Raw genomic sequence first — 20,500 nt, forward strand, 5'->3', positions numbered from 1 at the left:
CGGTAGGCCAGACCGTCAAGCACCGTTGGCGACAACCGTCGGCCTACTCGGGATCGATGTCTCGAATACCAGTCTCGTCCATGCTGATCCACCGCGTTATGCCGATGTCGCGCAGAAACGGCAGATCGTGACTCACCACCACCATGGCACCGCGGAAATCGGAAAGTGCCTGCGTGAGGTGAGCGAGACTCGGTAGGTCCAGGTTGTTGGTCGGCTCGTCGAGAAGAAGCAACTGGGGCGCGGGTTCGGCCAGAAGGATCGTCGCTAACGCCGCGCGCAATCGTTCACCGCCGGAGAGCGCAGAAGCCAACACGTCGGAATCCGTTCCCCGGAAAAGGAACCGTGCCAACTGCCCGCGAATTTCCTCGGCTGTCGCGTGTGGCGCGGCCAAAGCGACGTTGTCTGCCACCGAGAGATCCTCGTCGAACACGTCGAGACGTTGGGGGAGCGCACGAGAGGCTACGAACGGAGTCGACGCAGCGAGTGCATCGAGCAACGTTGTCTTGCCGATTCCGTTGCGTCCCAGTAGCGCAATCCGCTCCGGCCCGGTGATCTGGAGCGATACCCCTTGGCCGCTCCGCAACGTCACCTCGTCGAGCCGCGCAACCTGCTGCCCCGGATGAACCTCTGTAGCAGGAAGGTCCAGGCGGATCTCGCGATCGTCTCGAAGGAGTTCCTCTGCCTCCGACAGGGCGGACTTGGCCTCGCCCACCTTCCCGATATGGTTGAGGGCCAGCTTTCCGGCCGAAACTTGGGCTTGGCGTTTTCGTTCCTGCGCGATAATCAGTGGCACCCGCTTGTTCTCGAACATCTTCTGCCCATAGCGCTTACGTCGGTCCAGTTTTGTTCGAGCGTCGATCAGCTCGCGGCTCTGCTTCGCCAGATCGGCCTTGGCGTCGCGAACGGTGGCGAGTGCGTTTTCCTGCTCAGCGGTCACGACCTCCTGGTAGTGCGAGTAGTTGCCGCCGAACACGCGTAGATCCCCGCGACGCAGCTCGACCGTGTACTCCGCTGTGTCGAGCAGTTCCCGGTCGTGGCTGACGATCAGCACGGTTCCCGGAAACTGTTGGACTGCAGCATGAACTCGTGATCGAGCGTCGCGGTCCAGGTTGTTGGTCGGCTCGTCGAGGAGTAGCACCTGCGGATTCTTCAGCAGCGTTGCGGTCAGGCCGAGTAGGACGGTCTCTCCGCCGGAGAGGGTACCGACGGTTCGGCTCAATGCTGCGGTATCCGGAACTACCTTCTCGAGGCCGAGTCGATGCAAGGTGGAGAGAGCGCTCTCCTCGATATCCCAGTTGTTGTCCACGAGCGCAAAGTCGGATTCGGAGCCGTCGCCGGTTTCGATGCGGTGCAATGCGTTTCGTAGTTCGTGGATACCGAGGATGTCATCCACCCGAACGCTCGGATCGAGTGTGACGTCTTGGCGGAGGTAGCCGACCTCGCCGGAGGCGGTCACGGATCCGGATTCCGGTGAGAGCTCTCCCGCGATCAATCGCAGCAGAGTTGACTTTCCCGACCCGTTAAGTCCCACGAGACCGACACGGCCACTGGGGAATACAAAATTGGTGCGGGAAAAGACTGATTCGCCGTCCGGCCAGATGAAGGTGAGATCCGAGAGCGACAGAGAAAGATGGGATTGGGTCATGAGTACTCCAGAGGGTGCTTGGACTGTGCGCCCGGCTCAGCAAGTGCTGATGGGTGCGAGTGCCTTCGCGTGATGAACCTCTAGAGGAGCAACGGCCCGTTTCCTGTTCTGTCGGGAATGATTCGTGTTCCAGGTTAGAACACTCGAACGGTCCCGTGCAATCGAATTATTCTGTGCTGTCGGTCTCGTCAGTGTTCGGTGCTCAGATTTTCTGGCCTTCAGATCTTCGGGCCTTCGGATCGGAGATCGTCGACCTTCGACATCGCTTCGCGAAGTTCAGTGAGCCACTGTTCGCTGTGCTTGCCCGCCAACCGAACTGTCCACATGAGGGCATCCGCTCGCGAACGAGCGACACCCGCGTCCACCAGAGTGTCGAGAACCTTGCGTTCGGGTTGGCGTAGTCGTGTCATGACCGGTACCGCGAGATGTGTGAACAGGACAGTCTTTTCGTCGAGGCGTACGCCCCAGGCGACCTTGCGCCCGTAGCGAGCCTCGGCCTCGTCGGCGATGCGCATCCGGTCGGCGCGCGTGGTTTCGCGAAAGCGCGAGATCCTTCCGTCCGTGGCTGCCTCGCCGCCGTCGACTGCCGGGAGTTCACCGATCACGACGATTTCTTCGCGGTCGACCTGGACGTCGGCAGTTCCGGTGAACCAATCGTCGGGAAGTCGACCGGCAAACCAGTCGGACGCATCACTCGCGTCGGGAACCGATGCTTGTTGCCAACCCCCGGGACGGCCGAACCTGCGGTCGCCGGAGGCTTGTGAGTTCTTCATGGCGTTCTCCTCGGAAAGCTGGTGGAGTCTGATGTGCTCTTGTTGATTGCACTGATTACATGATTACACCGATAGTCGAACTGGCGCCACAAATTCGGGCATGATCGAAGTCGTGCGCCTTTCACACGCTCGTCAGAGCTTTCGAACTTTTCGTCGTCCCGTGGCTGCCGTAGCTCTGGGGGTGTTGGCAGCAGGATCCGTCGTTGCGTGCAGTTCTGGCCCTGACCAGCCGAAATCTGTGGCAGAGGAGTTCGCGTCCGCGCTCACCGCGGATGACGTGCAAGCGGCGGCAGCCCTGACCACCGACCCGGCGGCGGCGTCGACTGCGATGTCGGCCCTGATCGACGGACTGGGCAAGGACGAGGGAACATTCACCGTCTCCGACGCCACCGAGTCCGGTGATTCTGCGGGGACGTTCACACTCGATGCGGCGTGGAAGTTCGGTGAAGGTCAGGACTGGAACTACTCGACGCAGGGAAACGCGTCGAAAAGCGGTGACAACTGGCTGATCCAGTGGAACCCGGCACTGCTCGCTCCGGACCTGACCGCTTCGACCACGCTGCGCTACACACCTACGACAGGCGCGCCGCCGTCGGTGCTGGACGCTGCGGGTCAGCCGATCATGGAGCAGCAGGTGGTGACGCTGGTCAATCTCGATTCCGCCGCGGTGCCCCCGGTGGACACGGCAGCCGTGGCGGCCCTTCTCTCGCCCATCGCACCGACGATTACGGCGGCATCGCTGAGCGGCGATCTTGCGTCGGCAAGTGGGAAGCCGGTCACCGCAATCACTTTGCGGGCCGAGGATCTTGCACCGATCGAGGAGCGGTTGGCGGTGATTCCCGGAGTGAGCTTGGCACCGCAGGCGCGGTTGCTCTCGGTGGACAAAACTCTGGCGTCGCCGACGTTCAGTGGGTTGTCCGATCTGTGGCAGGAGGGGCAGGACAAGTCAGCAGGCTGGGCGGTACAGCAGGTGAAGCAGAACGGAACCGTCACCACAGTCGCCGGCCAAGACGGGCCGGTTGCTCCGAACATCGCGACAACCATCGACCGACCGCTGCAACTCGCGGCCGAGAACGCACTGGCCGGGGTGACGCAACAGGCGGCGATCGTTGCGCTGCAGCCGTCAACCGGAGCGGTGTTGGCGGTGGCCCAGAACGCCCCCGCAGACGCACAGGGCCCGATCGCGTTGACCGGCCTGTACCCACCGGGTTCGACGTTCAAGACAGTGACGACGTCCGCGGCCCTGCAAGCCGGCGTCGCTACACCGGACACAGTTCTGCCGTGCCCGGGTACCGAGAACATCGAAGGGCGTCAGATCCCCAACGACGACGAGTTCGACCTCGGATCGGTCCCGCTGCACACGGCATTCGCGAAGTCGTGCAACACCACCATGGCGAGGATGGCCGTCGGTCTGCCTGCGGATGCCCTGCACAATGCGGGATTGCAGTTCGGGCTCGGCGTCGACTACGTGACCCCCGGGCTCACGACGGTGACGGGCAACGTCCCCGACGCGAACACTCCCGCCGAGCGCGTCGAGTCCGCGATCGGCCAGGGCACCGTGACCGCCACGCCTTTCGGGATGGCTCTCGTGGCGGCCTCGATCGCCAACGGAACCACGCCGTCGCCGATGTTGGTCAAGGGACAGGCCGGCGTGGCGGATCAGACGGTCGCACCTGCTCCCGCGGAGGTGACCGAACAGTTGCGGGTGATGATGCGCGAGACCGTCACGGGCGGTACTGCGACGTCGTTGCAGGACATTCCGGGGCTTCTCGGCAAGACCGGCACGGCCGAAACCGAGGGTGGCCCGGCACATGGGTGGTTTGTCGGAATCAAGGGAGACCTCGCATTTGCGGTATTCATCGCGGGTGCGGACAGCTCTTCGCCTGCAGTGCAGGTAGCGGGCACTTTTCTGCGCTGAAACCTGTTTTCCGTTGCAGTTGGATCACACCGTCGTAGCTCAACCGTGACACGTTCGTAGGCATCCCGTGCTTGTTACTCGTGTGACAGAAGTAAAGAGTTACATGCATGGGGCCCGGAGGACAGCACAACCGTCGTGGAAAATATGTCGTTGCGTCGATAACTGCTGTCGTTCTGACAGTGGCGCTCGCGTCGTGTGTCATCGGTGGGGAGAAGAAATCCGACGCCGCCTCGGTGGTGGAGGACTTCGTCACCGCCCTCAACAACCACGACGCCGAAGCTGCCGCGGCGCTCACGTCGTACCCCAACGCGGCACGGCCGTCGATCCAGCAGATGTTCGACGGACTGGCCGCCAAGTCCACCGACTTCGACGTCGCTCAGGTCATGGATCTGGGTAGCGACTCCGGACTCTTCACCCTCGACGCGTCCTGGAATTTCGGGGAAGGCAAGGACTGGAGCTACCAGTCGCAGGGTGAGGTTCGCGATCTGTCCGTCGGCTGGCGTGTGTCCTGGGACCCGTCGGTCCTCGTCCCCGACCTCGGCAACGGTCGCACCGTCTCGTACACCCGTACGGACGCAGCGCCGCCGAAGGTCGTCGACAGCACCGGCACCCTGCTCATGAACGAGCAGACCATCAACGCGATCACTCTCGACCCGGCCACCATGCCGGACCCCGTCGACACCACCCGTCGCCTCGCCACGGTCCTCGAACCTGTCGCGCCGTTGGTCACCTCGGAGTCGATGCTGGCCGACCTCGCCGCCAACCCCGGCAAGCCCGTCACCGCCGTACTGCTCCGCGATCCCGACTACGCCTACCTGGAAAGCGATTTTGCGATCCCCGGCGTCGTTGTGGTCAAGACACCCAAGCTGATCGCCTCCGACCGTCGCATCAACTCGCCGTTGCTCGATCCGCTGCGAACCGTGTGGCAGGCCAATCGTGACGCCACCGCCGGCTGGGCGGTCAACCTGGTCGAGTCCAACGGGTTCCCGATCAAGCAAGCCGGCTTCCAGGGACCTCCCGGTCCCGACGTTGCCGCGACTCTCGACTCACACGCTCAACTTGCCGCGATCGAAGCCGTCGTCAGTGCGGGTACTCCTGCCGCCATCGTCGCGATCCGCCCGTCGGACGGCGCCATTCTGGCTGCAGCACAGAACAATCAGGCCATCGAACAGGGGCCCATCGCTTTCACCGGGTTGCGCCCGGCCGGCGGCGCCCTCGATCTAGTTCGTCTCGCATCGTCGATGCAGAACGGCGTCGACCCCGGAGCAGTGTCAGCCGAGCAGTTGGCCGACACGGGGCAGCAACTCGGACTGGGCAACGGCTTCCATATTCAGGGACTCGAACAGCAGACTGCAGTGCTTGCCGCGAACCGCCCCGGCGTGGACCAGGCGATGAACAACGTCATGGCCAACAAGACGTCCAACGACTCGGGTGCGCCGACGGTGACTCCATTCGGGATGGCGATGCTGGCGGCGTCGATCGCCCGCGGCAGTGCCCCGCTTCCGATGATGGTCTTCGGACAACCGGCTACCGCCGACGTCGCCCCGACGGCATTACCCGGCGATGTGAACAATCGTCTGCGCGACGCCATGCGAGGGGCCGGCGGACTGGCCGGATACCCGGACATGATGGCGGCCGGTGCAGCGAGCGGCGACGATCGCTGGTTCTACGGATCACGCGGAGACTTCGCGTTCGCGGTGTTCGTCGCAGACGCCGACGGCGGCGATCGAGCAATGCAGATGACGGACAAGCTCTTCCAGGAACTCGGCAAGCCTGCCGACAAGTAGTACCGGGCACCGCGAGTAGATTCCTGGTTCGTGAACCTGCTCGATTTCCTTTTCCTCGTCGTAGCGGGATTCTTCAGCGGTCTTGTCGGTTTTGTCACTGGTCTTGCATCGATCGTCTCGTATCCGGCGTTGCTGAGCGTCGGACTCTCACCGGTCAGCGCGAACATGACCAATACCGTCGCGTTGGTGGCCGTCGGCGTCGGAGCATTGGCGAACTCGTCACGCGAAGTTGCCGATACCGGTCCGAAACTTGTTCGCTGGGCTCTCTATTCAGCGGCCGGCGGCATTGTCGGTGCCCTGATTCTGTGGCTGGCACCGGAAGGCTCTTTCGAATCCGTTGTGCCCGCGATGGTTGTGTTCGCCTCGCTCGCACTGCTACTGCAACCGAAGATTCGTGAGCTGGCCGGCGGCGGTGACCGTCCCGGAATCTACTCGGCAGCGCTGTTTGCCGTTGCGGTTTACGGTGGCTATTTCGGCGCCGGCGCCGGTGTCATCTTCCTGGCCGCGACGCTCATCCTGACCTCCGAAACGGTCTGGCGTGCAACGATCCTGAAGAGCTTCTTTCTCGGGATCGCCAATCTTGTGGCTGCGCTCGTCTTCGCCTTCTCCGGACAGGTGCACTGGGTGGCCGCGTTGGCGATGGCGATCGGCGCGTTGGCCGGAGGCTGGTGCGGGCCACCCGTCGTCAAGAAAATCCCGCCATCGGTACTGCGTGTGGCAGTAGCGATAGCGGGATTCGTGCTGGCTGTGTGGTTGTGGGTGAAGTGAGACTGTCTAATTCACGCCCTGCATCAGCTTCTTGATCCACGGGGAGGCAAGAGCAAGAATCACTCCGATTCCGATCGACGAGAAACCGATGATCAGGAAGAAGGGGCGACTGTCGTCGATGTCGAAGTAACCGGCCAAGGTTCCTGCCATCGAAGAACCCAATGCAACGGACAGGAAGAACAACGCCACCATCTGGGTGTGGAAGTGCTCGGGCGCGAGTTTGGTTGCAAGGGAAAGGCCGACGGGGGAGAGGAAGAGTTCTGCGAAGGTGAAGAGCAGAAGCACTCCGGCAAGACCGAGTAGCGGTGCACTGTTCGGTCCGCCACCGGTGATCGGGATGAACGCCAGGAACGCCAGACCCATCGTGCCGGTACCGAGTGCGAATTTGATCGGCGACGACGGCTGACGGTCACCGAGTTTGGTCCACATCGCAGCGAAGACACCGGCAAAGATGATGATGAAGACCGGGTTGATCGACTGCACCCACGTCGGCGGGAAGTCCCAACCGAAGAGATTGCGGTCGAGGAGTTTGTCGGAAATTACCGGCACGGTGGTGAACTGCTGCTGGAACAGTGACCAGAAGGCCGCGCTCGCGATGAACATCGGGATGAACGCAAAGACCCGACTGCGTTCGACCTTGGTCACCTTCTTGCTGGTGAGCATGAGGAGGAAGTAGCCGACGGACGCGATGATCGTGAGTCCGACAACGACGTCGGACATGTTGTCCGCCGTGATCAAACCGGTGACCGAGGCGACCGCGACGACGACGATCGCAGCAATGCCGATACCGATGTAGAGAGCGCGCTTGTCCGCGGGCAACGGGTTGCCGGGCTCGGCTCCGATTCCGTGAAGATGCTTGCGGCCCAGCGTGTACTGGATCAAACCGAGCGCCATACCGACGGCGGCGAGAGCAAAACCGGCGTGGAATCCCCAGGCGTCCTGGACGGCACCGGTGAGCAGCGGACCGACAAGCCCGCCGATATTGATGCCCATGTAGAAGATGGAGAATCCGGCGTCGCGGCGGACATCCTTTTCGGAATAGAGATCTCCGACCAGTGAGGTCGCATTGGCCTTGAGACCACCACTGCCGAAGGCAACCATGACCAGGCCGACACCCACACCCCACATGCCGGGGAGAACCGACAGTGCGATGTGGCCGGCCATCACCAGCGAAGCACTGTAGAAGAGGGTGCGCTCGGAGCCGAGCAGTCGGTCGGCCACCCACGCCCCGAGAATCGTCGACAGGTAGACGGTGCCGCCGTACGCGCCGACGATGCTGGTCGCTGCTGCCTGGCTGATGCCGAGGCCGCCGTCACTGACGCTGTAATACAGGTAGTAGATGAGGATGCCTTGCATCCCGTAGAAGGAGAATCTCTCCCACATTTCGACGCCGAACAGGTTCGCCAGCGCAAAGGGCTGTCCGAAGAACCCCCGGTCTTCCTTTTCGCTACGTTCGACGGGCTCCGTAGTGTTGCTCATCCGAAAAGTGTCCTACGTCCTCGGGCATTTCGGGTGGTTCCGAGCCGTGGAATTTGGTTACGACTTGGTGCGAATCCTCGCTACCAGCGGCACGAGTGCGCGCCAGCCGAGCAGGAACGCGCCGAGGACGAGCGTCGCGACGACGATGAAGCTGAACTGCGTGCCTTGACCGCTCAGCACTCGCAGGACCATGCCGATGACGACGGCGCCGAGCCACACGGCAATGCCGGTGGGGAGCAGGAGAACGGGGTTGAACTTGTCGCGGTACAGCGCGAACGTGGCGGCCCATCCGATTGCCAGGCCGGTCAGGAACGGCCAGGACGTCTTCGCGAGACCGGCGAGCGCGTTGGCTTCTTCGTGGGTACGGCGCCCTATCGCGCAGAAGATTATGACAAGAATGGCGTCGATCAGCAGGAATGGTGCGTACTTCTTCACGCTCACACCATACGACTGTGCGCCTTTATTAACCGCGGGCGGTTAATAAAGGCGCACAGTGAGGTTAGGCCTGGAGGCCGGCTTCGATCTCGAGGGTGATCGTGATCTTGTCGCCGACAACTGCTCCGCCGCCTTCGAGGGGCATCTCGATGGAGATGTCGAAGTCCTTGCGGTTGATGACGGTGGTGGCTTCGAATCCGGCGACGGGGCCCTGGCCCATGCCCGGGTTGACGCCGTTGAACTCGAGGTTCAGCTCGACCTCGCGGGTGACGCCGTGGAGCGTGAAGTCGCCGGCGAGGACGAAGTCGCTGCCCTTGGAGCGCACTGCGGTGGACTTGAAGGTTGCCTTCGGGAACTTCTCGACGTCGAAGAAGTCAGCGGACTTGATGTGGCCGTCGCGCTGCTCGTTCTTGGTGTTGATGGAGTCCACGGAGATCTCGGCCTCGACGGCGGGGGTTCCGTCTTCGGCAACGGTGATCGTTCCGGAGAACTCGTCGAACGTTCCACGAACCTTGGAAACCATGAGGTGGCGAACCGAGAATCCGACGGTGGAGTGGACAGTGTCGATGACCCAGGTTCCGGCGGTCAATGTGGGCAAGGTTGCGGTGGTCATGGAAGCTCCTGAAGAAGTAGTTGAATGTTCAAGTTCTTGTAGCTTCAACTATGGACCCCCGGAAATCTTTCCGCAAGATCATGTGAGCTGCATCACAGTTCGTGTGCTAGCGGCATAGACCGCGTGAAGCGCCGACGCCGTCACCGACTGATGCACCGCAATGCCCCAGCGCCCTTCACCGTTCACCACGCACTCTGCAATGGTGACTGCCGAATTCGCACTCCCGGAAGATTTCGGGTTGCGGGGCAGTGAATGCTGGGTGAGCGAGACGACCTCGACCGCCGAACCCTGTTCGGTCAGGATTTTGCTCAATGCCTCGACCGGTCCGGACGCGCTGGCTGCGGCGGTGACCTCGCGCCCGTCACGATCGATGGCGACGAACAACTGATCACCGTCGGCGGTGTGTTCCAGCGAGTACCGACGCACTCCTCCGTTGTACCCGTACTCGCGCAGCAGCAGGTTCCACAGCTGATCGGCCGTCATTTCGGTGCCCGAGTCGTCGGTCTCGAGTTGCACCCGCGAAGCGAAGTCGATCTGCAGACGCCGGGGGAGTTCGACTCCGTACTCGGTCTGCACCAGATAAGCGATTCCGCCCTTGCCCGACTGGCTGTTCACACGAATCACCGCCTGGTAATCACGGCCGACGTCAGCGGGGTCGATCGGCAGGTAGGGGACTGCCCACGGCGCCGATCCCGGATCGACGCCCGCGGCCTTCGCGCTCTCGTAGTGATGGGCGAAACCCTTCTTGATCGCATCCTGGTGGGTGCCGGAGAATGCCGTGTACACGAGATCGCCGCCGTACGGGTGACGCTCGTGGACGGGAATTCTGTTGCAGTACTCCACCGTTCGACGGATCTTGTCGATGTCGGAGAAGTCGATTTCCGGATCGACGCCTTGTGCATGCAGATTCAGCCCCAGGGTTACCAGGTCGACGTTGCCTGTGCGCTCGCCGTTGCCGAACAGGCACCCCTCGACGCGCTGCGCACCGGCCAGCGCTGCCAGTTCGGCGCATGCAACTCCGGTGCCGCGGTCGTTGTGCGGATGGACCGAGAGGATCACCGAATCGCGTCGGGCCAGGTTCTGGTGCATGTATTCGATCTGATCGGCATAGATGTTGGGGGTGGCGATTTCGACTGTGGCAGGCAGGTTGTGAATGACCGGGCGATCGGGACTGGCGTCCCAGAGTTCGGTGAGGCTGTTGCAGACTTGCAGGATGTAGTCGGGTTCGGTGAGGTTGAAGACCTCGGGGGAGAACTCGAATCGCCATCCGTCGTGGCCTTCGCCGCCGCGAGCGACATCTTGTGCGGCGCGGAAAATCATGTCGTGCAGCTCTTCTCGCTCTTTGCCGAGAACCACGTTTCGCCACGTCGGCGCCGTCGCCGTGTACATGTGGACGACCGCGTTCGGCAGTCCCTCTATCGATTGGTACGTCCGCTCGATCAAATCCGTACGCGCGGCGGTGAATACGACGATGGTGACGTCGTCGGGAACGAGATCGAAGCGCACCAGGTCTCGAACGAAATCGAAATCGGTCTGGCTCGCGGAGGGGTAGCCGACCTCGATTTCCTTGTAGCCGATCGCCACCATCAGTTCGAACATTCGGCGCTTGCGCTCGGGGTCCATCGGTTCCGCGAGGGCTTGGTTGCCGTCGCGCAGATCGACGGGCACCCACAGGGGTGCCGCGGTGGTGCGATTGGACGGCCAGGTTCGCTCGAAAGTCGGAATGTCGACGCGGTCCCAGGCTGCGCGATAGCGCTCGGACGGCATGGGGGAGCGCTTCTGGTTGTTCCAGTGGTTGGAGCGGGTTGTACTCATCTTCGGTTTCTCCTGCGGTCGAGTCGAAAGACCGGCATGGCGAAACCCCGCGGAGGGGTGCCGGTCTTTCAGACCCCGCCGCGGCAGTCGAGAAGGAGTGCTCCTGTAGCCATGCGGGCTACACTAGAACGAAATCACTTATCAGACAACCTGAGGAGTTCACGTGTCCCCGATCGTCGAGCGTCGGCTGCTCACCGACCAGGCCGCGGAGCTGCTGCGAGCGCGGATCGTGAACGGTGAATGGGAAGTCGGCGCCAAACTTCCAGGTGAAACCACTCTTGCCGCGCAGTTGGGTATCGGGCGGTCCACTATCAGGGAAGCAGTGCGGACTCTCGCGGGTCTCGGCATGCTCGAATCGCGACAGGGAGCCGGCGTCTTTCTACGGAGTACGACGCCACCGGATCAGTGGCCCCGAGTGCTCGAGGCCGAGGCGATTCTTCACGTCGTCGAGGTGCGAAACGCGGTTGAGATCGAAGCGGCTCGCCTCGCAGCGCAGCGGCGCGATGCCGTCGACGTCGCGGCTCTGAGACAAGCGTTGGACGGTAGAACTGCTGCCGCCCATTCCGGGGACGCAGCCTTCGTCGACGCCGACATCGCCGTCCACCGAGCAGTGGTGGACGCGGCACACAATCCCGTGCTGTCGGAACTCTTCGAGACCTTTGTGCCGCGTCTGCGGGCTGCGTTGATCGAGTTGATCGCGGTTCTGGATCTGCATCCACACAGCCAGCCCGACGCAGACGAACATCGAATGTTGGTGGACGCCATTGAAGCCGGCGACGCGGAGGCAGCGGTCCGGATCAGCCGAGCCCACCTTGACGACATGGCGGCAGCGTTGCGACGCTAGACGCCGGGTTGTTCTCGACGTTCGAATTCGAGGTCCATCTCGAGATCTTCGTGGTGAGTGGCGCGGAACGACACGAGGAAGACGAGCCATCCCACCAGTGCGACGAGAACGAAACTGACTATCCGATAAACGAATACCGCTGCTGCGGCCTGTGCCCAGGTAGATCCCGCGACGGTCAGCGCCGTGATGAGGACCGGCTCCACATAGCCGAGGCCGCCGGGCAAGAGTGGGATACTGCCCACTGCTTTCGCCGCCGTGAATGCGATCAGCAGACCGGCGAACGACGGGTCGGCCCCCACTGCCCAACAAGCGAAACCGAGACAGAGGACGTCCGCAACTCGGTGAACGGCTGACCATCCGAATGCGATCGCGGTGTCGGTGCGGCTCAGTTCTACCGAGTCCAGCTGCTTGAGGATTTCGGACCAACGGTGCATGCCGCGTCCGGTCGGGTTTTTGCGGGAACGGTTGTACAGCGCCAGAACTCGGTGCCCGATGCGCTCGATGCTGCCGGGATTCTGGGCTATGTATCGCAACGCCAGGAACAGCGCTGCCATGCCGACGAGCGAAATCGTCAGCGTCACCGGGCTGACCTTGGTACCGAATGCTATTGCGCCGGTGGCACCGAGGAGTGCCAGAGTGACAGCGGCGATGACGCCGCACATTGCCAACTGCCACGACGCGACTACCGGCGTCGCACCCCACTTTCGAGTCTGCTTGTACGTGAACGCAGTGGAGAAGACTTGGCCGGCAGGCAACGTCAGCGCCATCGCCGTGCTGGCGTAAATGACCGAAAGGTTCTTGACGTGACCGGCGACTACTCCGGCGGCATTGAGAAGACGTTGTTGAACGGACGCGTATCCACTGAGCGACACTGCCTGAGCCGCCACGCAGGCGGCCACCCAACCCCAGTGAATCTCGGTGAGCGCTTGCCAGTACTCGTTGAGTCGGGGCCACAGGATGGTGCCCTCGACTATCAGGAGAGCGATCAGAGCCACCCCGAGCAGCCACTTCAGCCACCAGAAGCGCCCTCTGGCCCGACTGGTCTCGGCCACGGGCGAGCGTGGTCGTCTCAGTCGCCGTGGGGTGTTTCCAGGCTGAGCCATCGACTCACCCTAACCAATTTGATCCGGATCGACCTCTGGATACTTTTCGGGCCACGCCAGATGCGTCAGTCGTCGGCGTCCACGCAGTTGAACTTGCTCGCCGAGTTCCCACTCGGCCTGTTCCTCTTCGTCGGCGAAGTACAGCGCGCTCGTCGACGCCAGCACTCGGCTGGGCCGAAGCTTCGCGAGCTCGGTGAGCCGTGACGCTTCGTTGACCGGATCGCCGATCACGGTGTACTCGAAACGTTCGGCAGCACCGATGTTGCCGGCGACCGCAAGACCCGCGCTCACGCCGATACCGACGTCCAGGCCGGTGATGTCGTTGAGCTTGAACCGCAGCTCGCGAGCCGCAGCGAGGGCGGCCGTCGGAGCGTCGGGTCGATCGAGTGGTGCACCGAAGATGGCGAGCGCCGCATCACCCATGAACTTGTTGACAAAACCGTGGTGACGATCGATGACGTCGACGACCACACGGAAGAACTCGTTGAGCAGCTCGACCACTTCACCCGGCGGGCGCTCGGCCGCGGCGCCGGTGGATCCGACCATGTCGACGAACAGAACTGCCACGAATCGAGTTTCGCCGCCCAGTTCGGTGCCGAACTTCAGCGCGCGCCGGGCCACGTCCTCGCCGACGTGCTGACCGAACAGCTCACGCAGCAGACGACGCTCGTCGGACTCTTTCATCATGCGGTTGAAGCCGACCTGCAGCCGGCCGATCTCACTACCGTCGAACACCTCGACGCGTACGTCGGTAGCGCCGCGCTGCACCCGCTCGATGGCCCGACGCAGTTGGCGGATGGGATCGGAGATCTGAGTAGCCGTCAGCATCGACAGCGCAAACGCCTGCACGATCGCCATGATCGAGATGAGCAGGATCGCCCACGCGAGTGAGTCGGGGGAGAACTCGAGATTCGTCGTGAGCTGCGTCGAGCACAGCAAAATGATGCCTGCGACGGGCATCAGCGTGCCGAGTCCCCAGGTCATCGCCAGCCGGGTGCCGACGCCTGGCGCCATGGTCCGATCGAATTCGCCCTCGCTCAAGGCCTGGGCGGCGACCGGACGCAAGATGCGCTCACCGAGCATGTAGGTGAACCCGAAGGTCGTGGTCGCGGCCATACACACCGTCACGATCACCGCGATCGCGAGTCCGGGCATCTCGGTGATGGTGAGGAACACGAAGATGATTCCGCCCAAGATCCACAGCACCAGGTGGACAATGGCCTGGCGAAGCGGCGCGTGGAGTGCCGCCATCTGCTCCGACCTTGTCGGCGGACCCCCGCGCAGCCGCCAACGGATGACCGATTTCAACATCATGGCCGCCGCCGTGAGGCTGACGGCTCCGGCGAATGCCAGGTACACGCCGAAGATCGCGAAGTTGCGGACCCGGTCGGCAACAATCGCGTCGGACTCCTGGATCGGCACGCCGTACCGCACGAAGGCGAAGACCAGTACCGCGCCGATCAGGTTGGCCGCGAGCATGGAGAGCATATAGAGAGGCCACCGGCTGCGGATGGTCACCGCTATTGCTCTGTATGAGGCCCGCACAGGGTTCAATTTAGCTGGCAGAGGTCGAAGTGTTGGTACGCGCGTCCGATTATTCGTCCGCTCACCTGTGTCGGCCGGTCCGGTTAGGCTCGCGATGTGAACGCAAACAGGGGGCGTGCGGAGCGAGCTTCGAGGATGAACAAACCCATATCCGCCGACGCTCGGGCAGTGCATCCGGGTGTGCGCATAGCGGCGGAATGGTCGTGGCGCCTCATTGTGATCTTCGCTGGACTGTTGGTTCTCGGGTATGTCGTTCTACGTCTCGAAACCGTGCTCATCCCAGTCGGGCTGGCTCTTTTGGCATCGGCTCTGTTGATTCCGGTGGTTGATCGGCTGCAGGTGTGGGGTGTTCCTCGCTCGGCAGCCGTCATCGTCGTGTTGCTCGGCTCGATCGGGCTGGTCGCGGGAATCATGACGTTTGTCGTCGAGCAGTTCATCGACGGGTTGCCGCAGCTCACCGACCAGTTCACGGCTAGCGTCACGCAGATTCAGAACTGGCTCACCAGCGGACCGTTGCACTTCAGTGAGGATCAGATCCGCCAAGCGGGTGATTCGGTCGTCAAGTCGGTGCAATCCAATCGTGAGTCCCTGACCAGCGGCGCCTTGACCACGGCGACAGTCATCGGCGAGATCTTCACCGGGGCATTGCTGACGCTGTTCACTCTCATCTTCTTCCTCTACGGCGGCGACCAGATCTGGCAGTTCGTCACCCGGATCGTTCCCACCGACGCTCGACGTCGCGTGCGGATCGCCGGTTCTGCGGGTTTCGGGTCGCTGATCGGCTACGTGCGCGCCACGGTCGCGGTTGCCGCAGCCGACGCGATCGGTATCGGGGCCGGCCTGGCGATCCTCGGGGTGCCGCTCGCCCTGCCGCTGGCGTCGTTGGTGTTCATCGGCGCGTTCATTCCGATCGTCGGTGCATTTCTGACCGGTTTTCTCGCGGTGCTTGTCGCTCTGGTCACGAAGGGTTTCCTGACCGCGCTGATTGTCCTCGGCATCATCATCGGCGTCATGCAGCTCGAAGCGCACGTGATGCAACCGCTGTTGTTGGGTCGCGCTGTTCGCCTGCATCCGCTGGCAGTCGTTCTCGCCATTACGACGGGCATCGTTCTCGCCGGAATCGTCGGCGGGCTATTGGCTGTTCCGATCGTCGCGGTCCTGAATACCGCTATTCGTTCCCTCCTCGCCGACGACCCGGACATCGCGTACGCCGAACTGCACGTCGAAGATCCGGAGACCCCACTGTTCCCCGCCGAACCCGACGAGCCGCGCGCCGAGCCTCGCATCGTGAACCCCACCCCTCCCGATGACTGAGCCCACCCGCCGTCGCCGGCTGCACTATCAGCCGACCGTTCGCGAGGCGTCGGGCATCGACACCGACCCTGATGCCCCGCTGTGGCGGGCGGCGCAGGCATTTCGGCTCGTCACGCTGGTGTACGCGATCAGCTACCAGTTCGCTTCGGCCTCCGACTACACCAACTCCCGGCTCAGCTGGTTCTTCGTCGCTCTGATGGCCGTGTGGACCGGGGTGTCGGCACTGCTGCTCGGGACCTCCGGGGCTTTGTTCGGGAAGAAGCTGCCGAGATATCAGGTGGTGATTGCCGATCAGGTGGTCGTCGTCTTGCTGATGGCGTCGACGAGGCTGGTCTCCGACCACGACTGGTATCAGAATCACCAGACGCTCCCCACCACGCTGTGGGCCACCAACGCTGTCATCTCCGCGGCAATTCTCGGCGGGCCGTGGCTCGGCATGGCGTCCGGAGTCGTCATCTCGGCGGCCAGCGCGATCATCCGCGACCAGGTCAACCTGGACCTCTGGCGCGATGCGACGGCTCCCGTGCTCGTATCGGTCGGCCTGGCGTTGGGCTTGGCCACCACCACCGCTCGGCGCTCGCATCGACAACTCGAACAAGCCGTACGTCTGGCGGCGGCCACAGAAGAGCGCGAACGCTTGGCACGCGAAGTACACGACGGAGTCCTGCAGGTCCTGGCGATGGTGCGCCGGCGAGGAGCGGCACTCGGCGGCGAGGCAGCTGAACTGGCTGCTCTGGCAGGTGAGCAGGAGGTCGCCTTGAGAATGCTGATCTCCGAGCAGGTTTCGGGTGCCGCGGCAGACGTCGGCGGACAGACAGTGGATCTGTGTCCGCTGTTGACCACGCAGGCAAGTACGTCGGTGTCGGTGTCGACGCCTGCGCACCCCGTCGTGATCGAGCGCGATCGAGCTATCGAGCTGGCAGCCATCGTCGACAACGCCCTGTCCAATGTCGGGCTCCACGCCGGACCTTCGGCGAAGGCATACGTGTTGCTCGAAGATCTGCCGGACGAAGTGATCGTCAGCGTCCGCGACGACGGAATCGGAATTCCAGAGGGTCGCTTGGCGCAAGCCGAAGCCGAAGGCCGCATGGGAGTATCGAAGTCCATTCTCGGCCGAGTGCAGGTGCTCGGCGGAACTGCGGTCCTGCAAACGGGGCCGGGGGAGGGCACCGAATGGGAGATCAACGTTCCGAAGGGGAAGAGTGAGCGTGGCTGACGAACAAGGCGAGAATCCGGTGACGGTGATGGTCGTCGACGATCACCCGATGTGGCGCGACGGTGTCTCTCGGGACCTCGAGGCCGCCGGTTTCACGGTGAGTGCGACGGCGGAGGGTGTCGAGAGTGCACGCCGCCGCGCCGCCGCCGTGCAACCCGCCGTGGTTCTGATGGACATGAACCTGCCGGACGGAAACGGCGCCGACGCCACCACTGCGGTGCTCGAGGTTTCGCCGAAGAGCAAGGTACTCGTGCTTTCGGCCTCCGCCGAGCGTGACGACGTCCTCGACGCGGTCAAAGCCGGAGCGTCGGGTTACCTGGTCAAGAGTGCTTCCGTGGCGGAACTGCTCGAGGCCGTGCGAGCGACCTTCGACGGACAAGCCGTCTTCACACCCGGCCTCGCCGGATTGGTGCTCGGCGAGTACCGCCGGATGTCGACGGCACCGGCCGACGATCGTGCACCAGAGCTGCCTCGGCTCACAGACCGTGAGACTGAAGTGCTCCGTCTTGTCGCCAAGGGGCTGAGCGCAAAACAGATCGCCACGAGGCTCTCGCTCAGCCACCGGACCGTCGAAAACCACGTCCAGGCGACGCTTCGGAAGCTTCAGTTGGCCAATCGCGTCGAGCTCACGCGATACGCGATAGAACAAGGTCTCGAATAACGTTTATCCTGGAAATCATGGAGGCCAGGAATCTACGCGTGTCCGATGCCGAACGAGAGCACGTCGGCGAGCTGCTGCAGAAAGCTGTCGGTCAAGGGATGCTCTCGCTCGGTGAGTTCACCGAGCGCATGGACACGGCCTTGGCCGCGAAGACGCGAGGTGAACTCAACTCGGTACTCACGGATCTTCCGGGCATCACACTGATCTCCGACTACGATCCACCCGCGTATCCCAATGCGGGTCAGCCGATGTACCAAGGCCAGCCCTATCCGGCGCCGACCTACCAACCCCAGCCGCATCAGCCACCGCCGGTTCACCCGAGCCCGCCCTACCGCGCTCCGGTCGGGGCTCCGGTTGTCGGTGCGTACGGCGCGGCGAATGCTGCCGTGATCCGCGGACGAATGGCGACGGTGACGCGGAACGGTGCATGGATCGTTCCTCCAGCCGTCGTGGTCGACACCAGAATGTCCAGTGTGACCATCGATTTCACGCGTGCAGTGATGCAGACGCAGGTCGTGAACATCTCGATCGACGACTACGCCAGTTCGATCTCACTGATCGTTCCCGAAGAGGCGACGGTGGACATGAACGGTGTCGAGGCAGTCGGGGGAAGCGCGTCCAACAAGGTTCGCTCCGGTCCGCAGATGGGGCCGCTGCACCTGGTGGTTCACGGCAAGGTGCGATTCGGCAGCGTCACCGCGAAGCATCCCTTCGGTACCACGATCCGAAAGATGTTCGGCTCCTGACCTTTCAGTGATACGCGCGGGTCAACATCTCGGCGACGCACACGGGTTTGTCACCGTGTTCTCGTTCGAATGTCTGGGTCACCGTGATCTGGACGCCGCCATTGATCGGTTCGACTTTGCTCAACGTCGCACGCATGCGGACGCGAGAGCCAACCGGAAGCGGAGCAGGCAACCTGACCTTGTCGAATCCGCAGTTGAGAGCAAACGCAAAACCCTCGAGCGAGAACATCGCATACGAGAACTTGGGTCCGAGTGAGAGCGTGTAGTTACCGTGCGCGATCGTTCCGCCGAACGGTGACTCCTTCGCACGATCAACATCGACGTGAATCCACTGATCGTCGCCGGTGACGCGGGCGAACTCGTCGATGGACTCCTGCGTGACCTCGTGCCAGTCGCTGACGCCCAGCTCTTGGTTCAGGTTGGCGGTGAGGTCTTCTGCTCCGGTGAGTACAAGCATGAATTTTCCTTCGATCGGTAGGTGCTGACAGTCGGTCAGTGACTTTCGATGCCGAATCCCACACCGTGTGTCTGTGCGATCTCGGCGGTGGCAACGAGATCGAATTCGATCCCGAAGTCTGCTTCTACCCGCGCTGCAACCGATTCCGCGGCGGAACCTGCTTCGGCCAGTAGCTTCGGCATCAGTTCGAACAGGTCTTCCATCCCTCCTGGTGTGATGATTTCGAGAATCCGGGCTGGAATGTCGTCGGGATTCCACACTGCGTGCCACTGGCCACGTGGTTTGAAGATCATGGCGCCGGTCTCCGCGTAGACGACCTCGTCTCCGACCATCGCTGCGACGCGGCCACTTTGAACCACCGTGTACTCGTCTTCCCGGCTGTGGCGATGGACCGGCGAGGTCATCGAATGCGGAGCGATGCGGTGTTGGACAAGCGAGAATCCTCCCTCGGTCTGTTTGCTTCGAACCATCATCCGGACGCCGGTGGCCGAGAGAGTCGCGGCGAGATCTTCGTCCGGTCCGAGGACGGTCGGCGTGGTGCGGTTTGTGGGATTCGGGGACATCGATTCGATCCTTTGCCATCGTGAGCGTCGTTGGCCGCGCTCCGGTTTGTCGATTTCCGAATCATGTACCAATCGGTCTAGTGATGCAAGGTTTTGGTAGTTTATGCACTTCAAGTGTTGGTGATATGTGTACTGATCGGTATATTGAACTTATGTCTACGAGGGATTTGTTGGTCGATGCCGCTGCCGATTTGCTGCAGCGGAAGGGCTACGCGGGAACGGGTGTGTCGGAAGTTCTCTCGGCTAGTGCGACTACCAAAGGTTCCTTGTACTTTCACTTTCCGGGCGGCAAGGAAGAACTCGCAGGCGAGGCTCTGAGGCGTCGCGGTGAGGCAATGGCCGATTTCATCCGGCATCTGCTGGAGAGCTCACCCGATGCCGCCACCGCGATCTCGGCATTCGCCGCCGCGCTGGCTGCTCGGTTGTCGGATTCGGACTACGAACGTGGATGTGCTCTGGCTACGGCAACGCTGGATGCCGCAACCGAATCCGACGTCATCCGTGGTGCTTGCGCGGACGGGTACAACTCCTGGCTTGCTCTGCTGGCTCAGCGCCTCGAAGCCGACGGCTGGTCCCGCGAGGACGCAGAGTCCGAGGCCATCCTCGCTCTGTCCGCACTCGAGGGTGCGCTGGTGCTCGCTCGAGCGCGTCAGGATCCCGCTCCGCTTCACACGTCGGGTCGGCTTCTGTCCGAACGATTGCGGAACGCAGCAGCTCGGCGATAGTGCCCTGTCAGCCGAGGGTGCTGTCGGTCGAATACGAGAAGTCCCCACGCTGATCGGGTAGTACTACTCATCTGATCTGTTCGGCTGAGAAGC

Annotated in this window: 19 protein-coding genes; 9 read left to right on the plus strand and 10 right to left on the minus strand. The window is 62.7% G+C overall.

The window, feature by feature from the left end:
• Positions 1–43: 43 nt before the first annotated feature.
• Positions 44–1,645: an ABC-F family ATP-binding cassette domain-containing protein gene (locus tag ACFWEM_RS17490; protein WP_378535407.1), complete on the minus strand. Its 1,602-nt coding sequence runs from the start codon at positions 1,643–1,645 to the stop codon at positions 44–46.
• Between the two features lie 218 nt (positions 1,646–1,863).
• The gene (locus ACFWEM_RS17495; RefSeq protein WP_378535409.1) at positions 1,864–2,418 is read right to left on the minus strand and encodes a hypothetical protein; all 555 of its coding nucleotides are present in this window, start codon (positions 2,416–2,418) and stop codon (positions 1,864–1,866) included.
• A gap of 100 nt (positions 2,419–2,518) precedes the next feature.
• Between ACFWEM_RS17495 and ACFWEM_RS17500 the strand changes: the two genes are divergently transcribed.
• The 3 genes from ACFWEM_RS17500 to ACFWEM_RS17510 all read left to right on the plus strand — a co-directional run bounded on the left by ACFWEM_RS17500 (position 2,519) and on the right by ACFWEM_RS17510 (position 6,891).
• A complete protein-coding gene (locus tag ACFWEM_RS17500) occupies positions 2,519–4,336 on the plus strand; it encodes a penicillin-binding transpeptidase domain-containing protein (protein WP_378535411.1) in 1,818 nt (605 codons plus the stop codon).
• 107 nt (positions 4,337–4,443) lie between these two features.
• Positions 4,444–6,123 carry an NTF2-like N-terminal transpeptidase domain-containing protein gene (locus ACFWEM_RS17505; protein WP_378535413.1) on the plus strand — a complete coding sequence of 560 codons (1,680 nt, stop codon included), beginning with the start codon at positions 4,444–4,446 and terminating at the stop codon, positions 6,121–6,123.
• 30 nt (positions 6,124–6,153) lie between these two features.
• Positions 6,154–6,891, plus strand: a complete 738-nt coding sequence (locus ACFWEM_RS17510) for a sulfite exporter TauE/SafE family protein (protein ID WP_378535415.1) — start codon at positions 6,154–6,156, stop codon at positions 6,889–6,891.
• Between the two features lie 6 nt (positions 6,892–6,897).
• Here ACFWEM_RS17510 and ACFWEM_RS17515 read toward each other — a convergent pair whose 3' ends face one another.
• The 4 genes from ACFWEM_RS17515 to ACFWEM_RS17530 form a co-directional block, all read right to left on the minus strand.
• On the minus strand, positions 6,898–8,370 hold the full coding sequence (locus tag ACFWEM_RS17515) for a peptide MFS transporter (protein ID WP_378535417.1): 1,473 nt from the start codon (positions 8,368–8,370) through the stop codon (positions 6,898–6,900).
• Between the two features lie 57 nt (positions 8,371–8,427).
• Complete coding sequence (locus ACFWEM_RS17520) at positions 8,428–8,805, minus strand: DUF3054 domain-containing protein (RefSeq protein ID WP_378535419.1); 378 nt, start codon at positions 8,803–8,805, stop codon at positions 8,428–8,430.
• Positions 8,806–8,869: 64 nt separating this feature from the next.
• Positions 8,870–9,418, minus strand: a complete 549-nt coding sequence (locus ACFWEM_RS17525) for a YceI family protein (RefSeq protein ID WP_019747097.1) — start codon at positions 9,416–9,418, stop codon at positions 8,870–8,872.
• A 78-nt stretch (positions 9,419–9,496) separates the two neighbouring features.
• Positions 9,497–11,233, minus strand: a complete 1,737-nt coding sequence (locus ACFWEM_RS17530) for a 2-isopropylmalate synthase (RefSeq protein ID WP_378535422.1) — start codon at positions 11,231–11,233, stop codon at positions 9,497–9,499.
• 163 nt (positions 11,234–11,396) lie between these two features.
• Here ACFWEM_RS17530 and ACFWEM_RS17535 point away from each other — a divergent pair, with 163 nt between their 5' ends.
• Positions 11,397–12,077, plus strand: a complete 681-nt coding sequence (locus ACFWEM_RS17535; RefSeq protein ID WP_378535424.1) for a FadR/GntR family transcriptional regulator — start codon at positions 11,397–11,399, stop codon at positions 12,075–12,077.
• Here ACFWEM_RS17535 and ACFWEM_RS17540 read toward each other — a convergent pair.
• Both ACFWEM_RS17540 and ACFWEM_RS17545 read right to left on the minus strand, forming a co-directional pair.
• Positions 12,074–13,180, minus strand: coding sequence for a YbhN family protein (locus tag ACFWEM_RS17540; protein WP_378535426.1), 1,107 nt, complete (start codon positions 13,178–13,180; stop codon positions 12,074–12,076). The genes ACFWEM_RS17535 and ACFWEM_RS17540 overlap by 4 nt on opposite strands.
• A 9-nt stretch (positions 13,181–13,189) precedes the next feature.
• Positions 13,190–14,668, minus strand: a complete 1,479-nt coding sequence (locus ACFWEM_RS17545) for an adenylate/guanylate cyclase domain-containing protein (RefSeq protein ID WP_021343017.1) — start codon at positions 14,666–14,668, stop codon at positions 13,190–13,192.
• 192 nt (positions 14,669–14,860) lie between these two features.
• On the opposite strand from ACFWEM_RS17545, the gene ACFWEM_RS17550 reads away from it, so the two are divergent.
• The 4 genes from ACFWEM_RS17550 to ACFWEM_RS17565 are packed head-to-tail and all read left to right on the plus strand — an operon-like array spanning position 14,861 to position 18,662.
• Positions 14,861–16,039: an AI-2E family transporter gene (locus ACFWEM_RS17550; protein ID WP_378535428.1), complete on the plus strand. Its 1,179-nt coding sequence runs from the start codon at positions 14,861–14,863 to the stop codon at positions 16,037–16,039.
• The gene (gene macS, locus ACFWEM_RS17555; protein WP_378535430.1) at positions 16,032–17,255 is read left to right on the plus strand and encodes a MacS family sensor histidine kinase; all 1,224 of its coding nucleotides are present in this window, start codon (positions 16,032–16,034) and stop codon (positions 17,253–17,255) included. The genes ACFWEM_RS17550 and macS overlap by 8 nt, the downstream gene beginning before the upstream one ends.
• Positions 17,256–17,283: 28 nt before the next feature.
• Entirely contained in the window at positions 17,284–17,916 is a 633-nt protein-coding gene (locus tag ACFWEM_RS17560) for a response regulator transcription factor (protein WP_047269712.1), read from the plus strand.
• Positions 17,917–17,933: 17 nt separating this feature from the next.
• Entirely contained in the window at positions 17,934–18,662 is a 729-nt protein-coding gene (locus ACFWEM_RS17565; RefSeq protein WP_378448809.1) for a DUF1707 domain-containing protein, read from the plus strand.
• Between the two features lie 4 nt (positions 18,663–18,666).
• On the opposite strand, the gene ACFWEM_RS17570 is transcribed toward ACFWEM_RS17565, so the two are convergent.
• Positions 18,667–19,119: a MaoC family dehydratase gene (locus ACFWEM_RS17570; RefSeq protein ID WP_378535432.1), complete on the minus strand. Its 453-nt coding sequence runs from the start codon at positions 19,117–19,119 to the stop codon at positions 18,667–18,669.
• 35 nt (positions 19,120–19,154) lie between these two features.
• Entirely contained in the window at positions 19,155–19,682 is a 528-nt protein-coding gene (locus tag ACFWEM_RS17575; protein WP_378535434.1) for a cupin domain-containing protein, read from the minus strand.
• 152 nt (positions 19,683–19,834) lie between these two features.
• Between ACFWEM_RS17575 and ACFWEM_RS17580 the strand changes: the two genes are divergently transcribed.
• Positions 19,835–20,407, plus strand: a complete 573-nt coding sequence (locus tag ACFWEM_RS17580; protein WP_378535436.1) for a TetR family transcriptional regulator — start codon at positions 19,835–19,837, stop codon at positions 20,405–20,407.
• The last annotated feature ends 93 nt before the right edge of the window (positions 20,408–20,500 follow it).

The organism is Rhodococcus sp. NPDC060176, from assembly GCF_042728675.1.
GTDB lineage: Bacteria > Actinomycetota > Actinomycetes > Mycobacteriales > Mycobacteriaceae > Rhodococcus_F.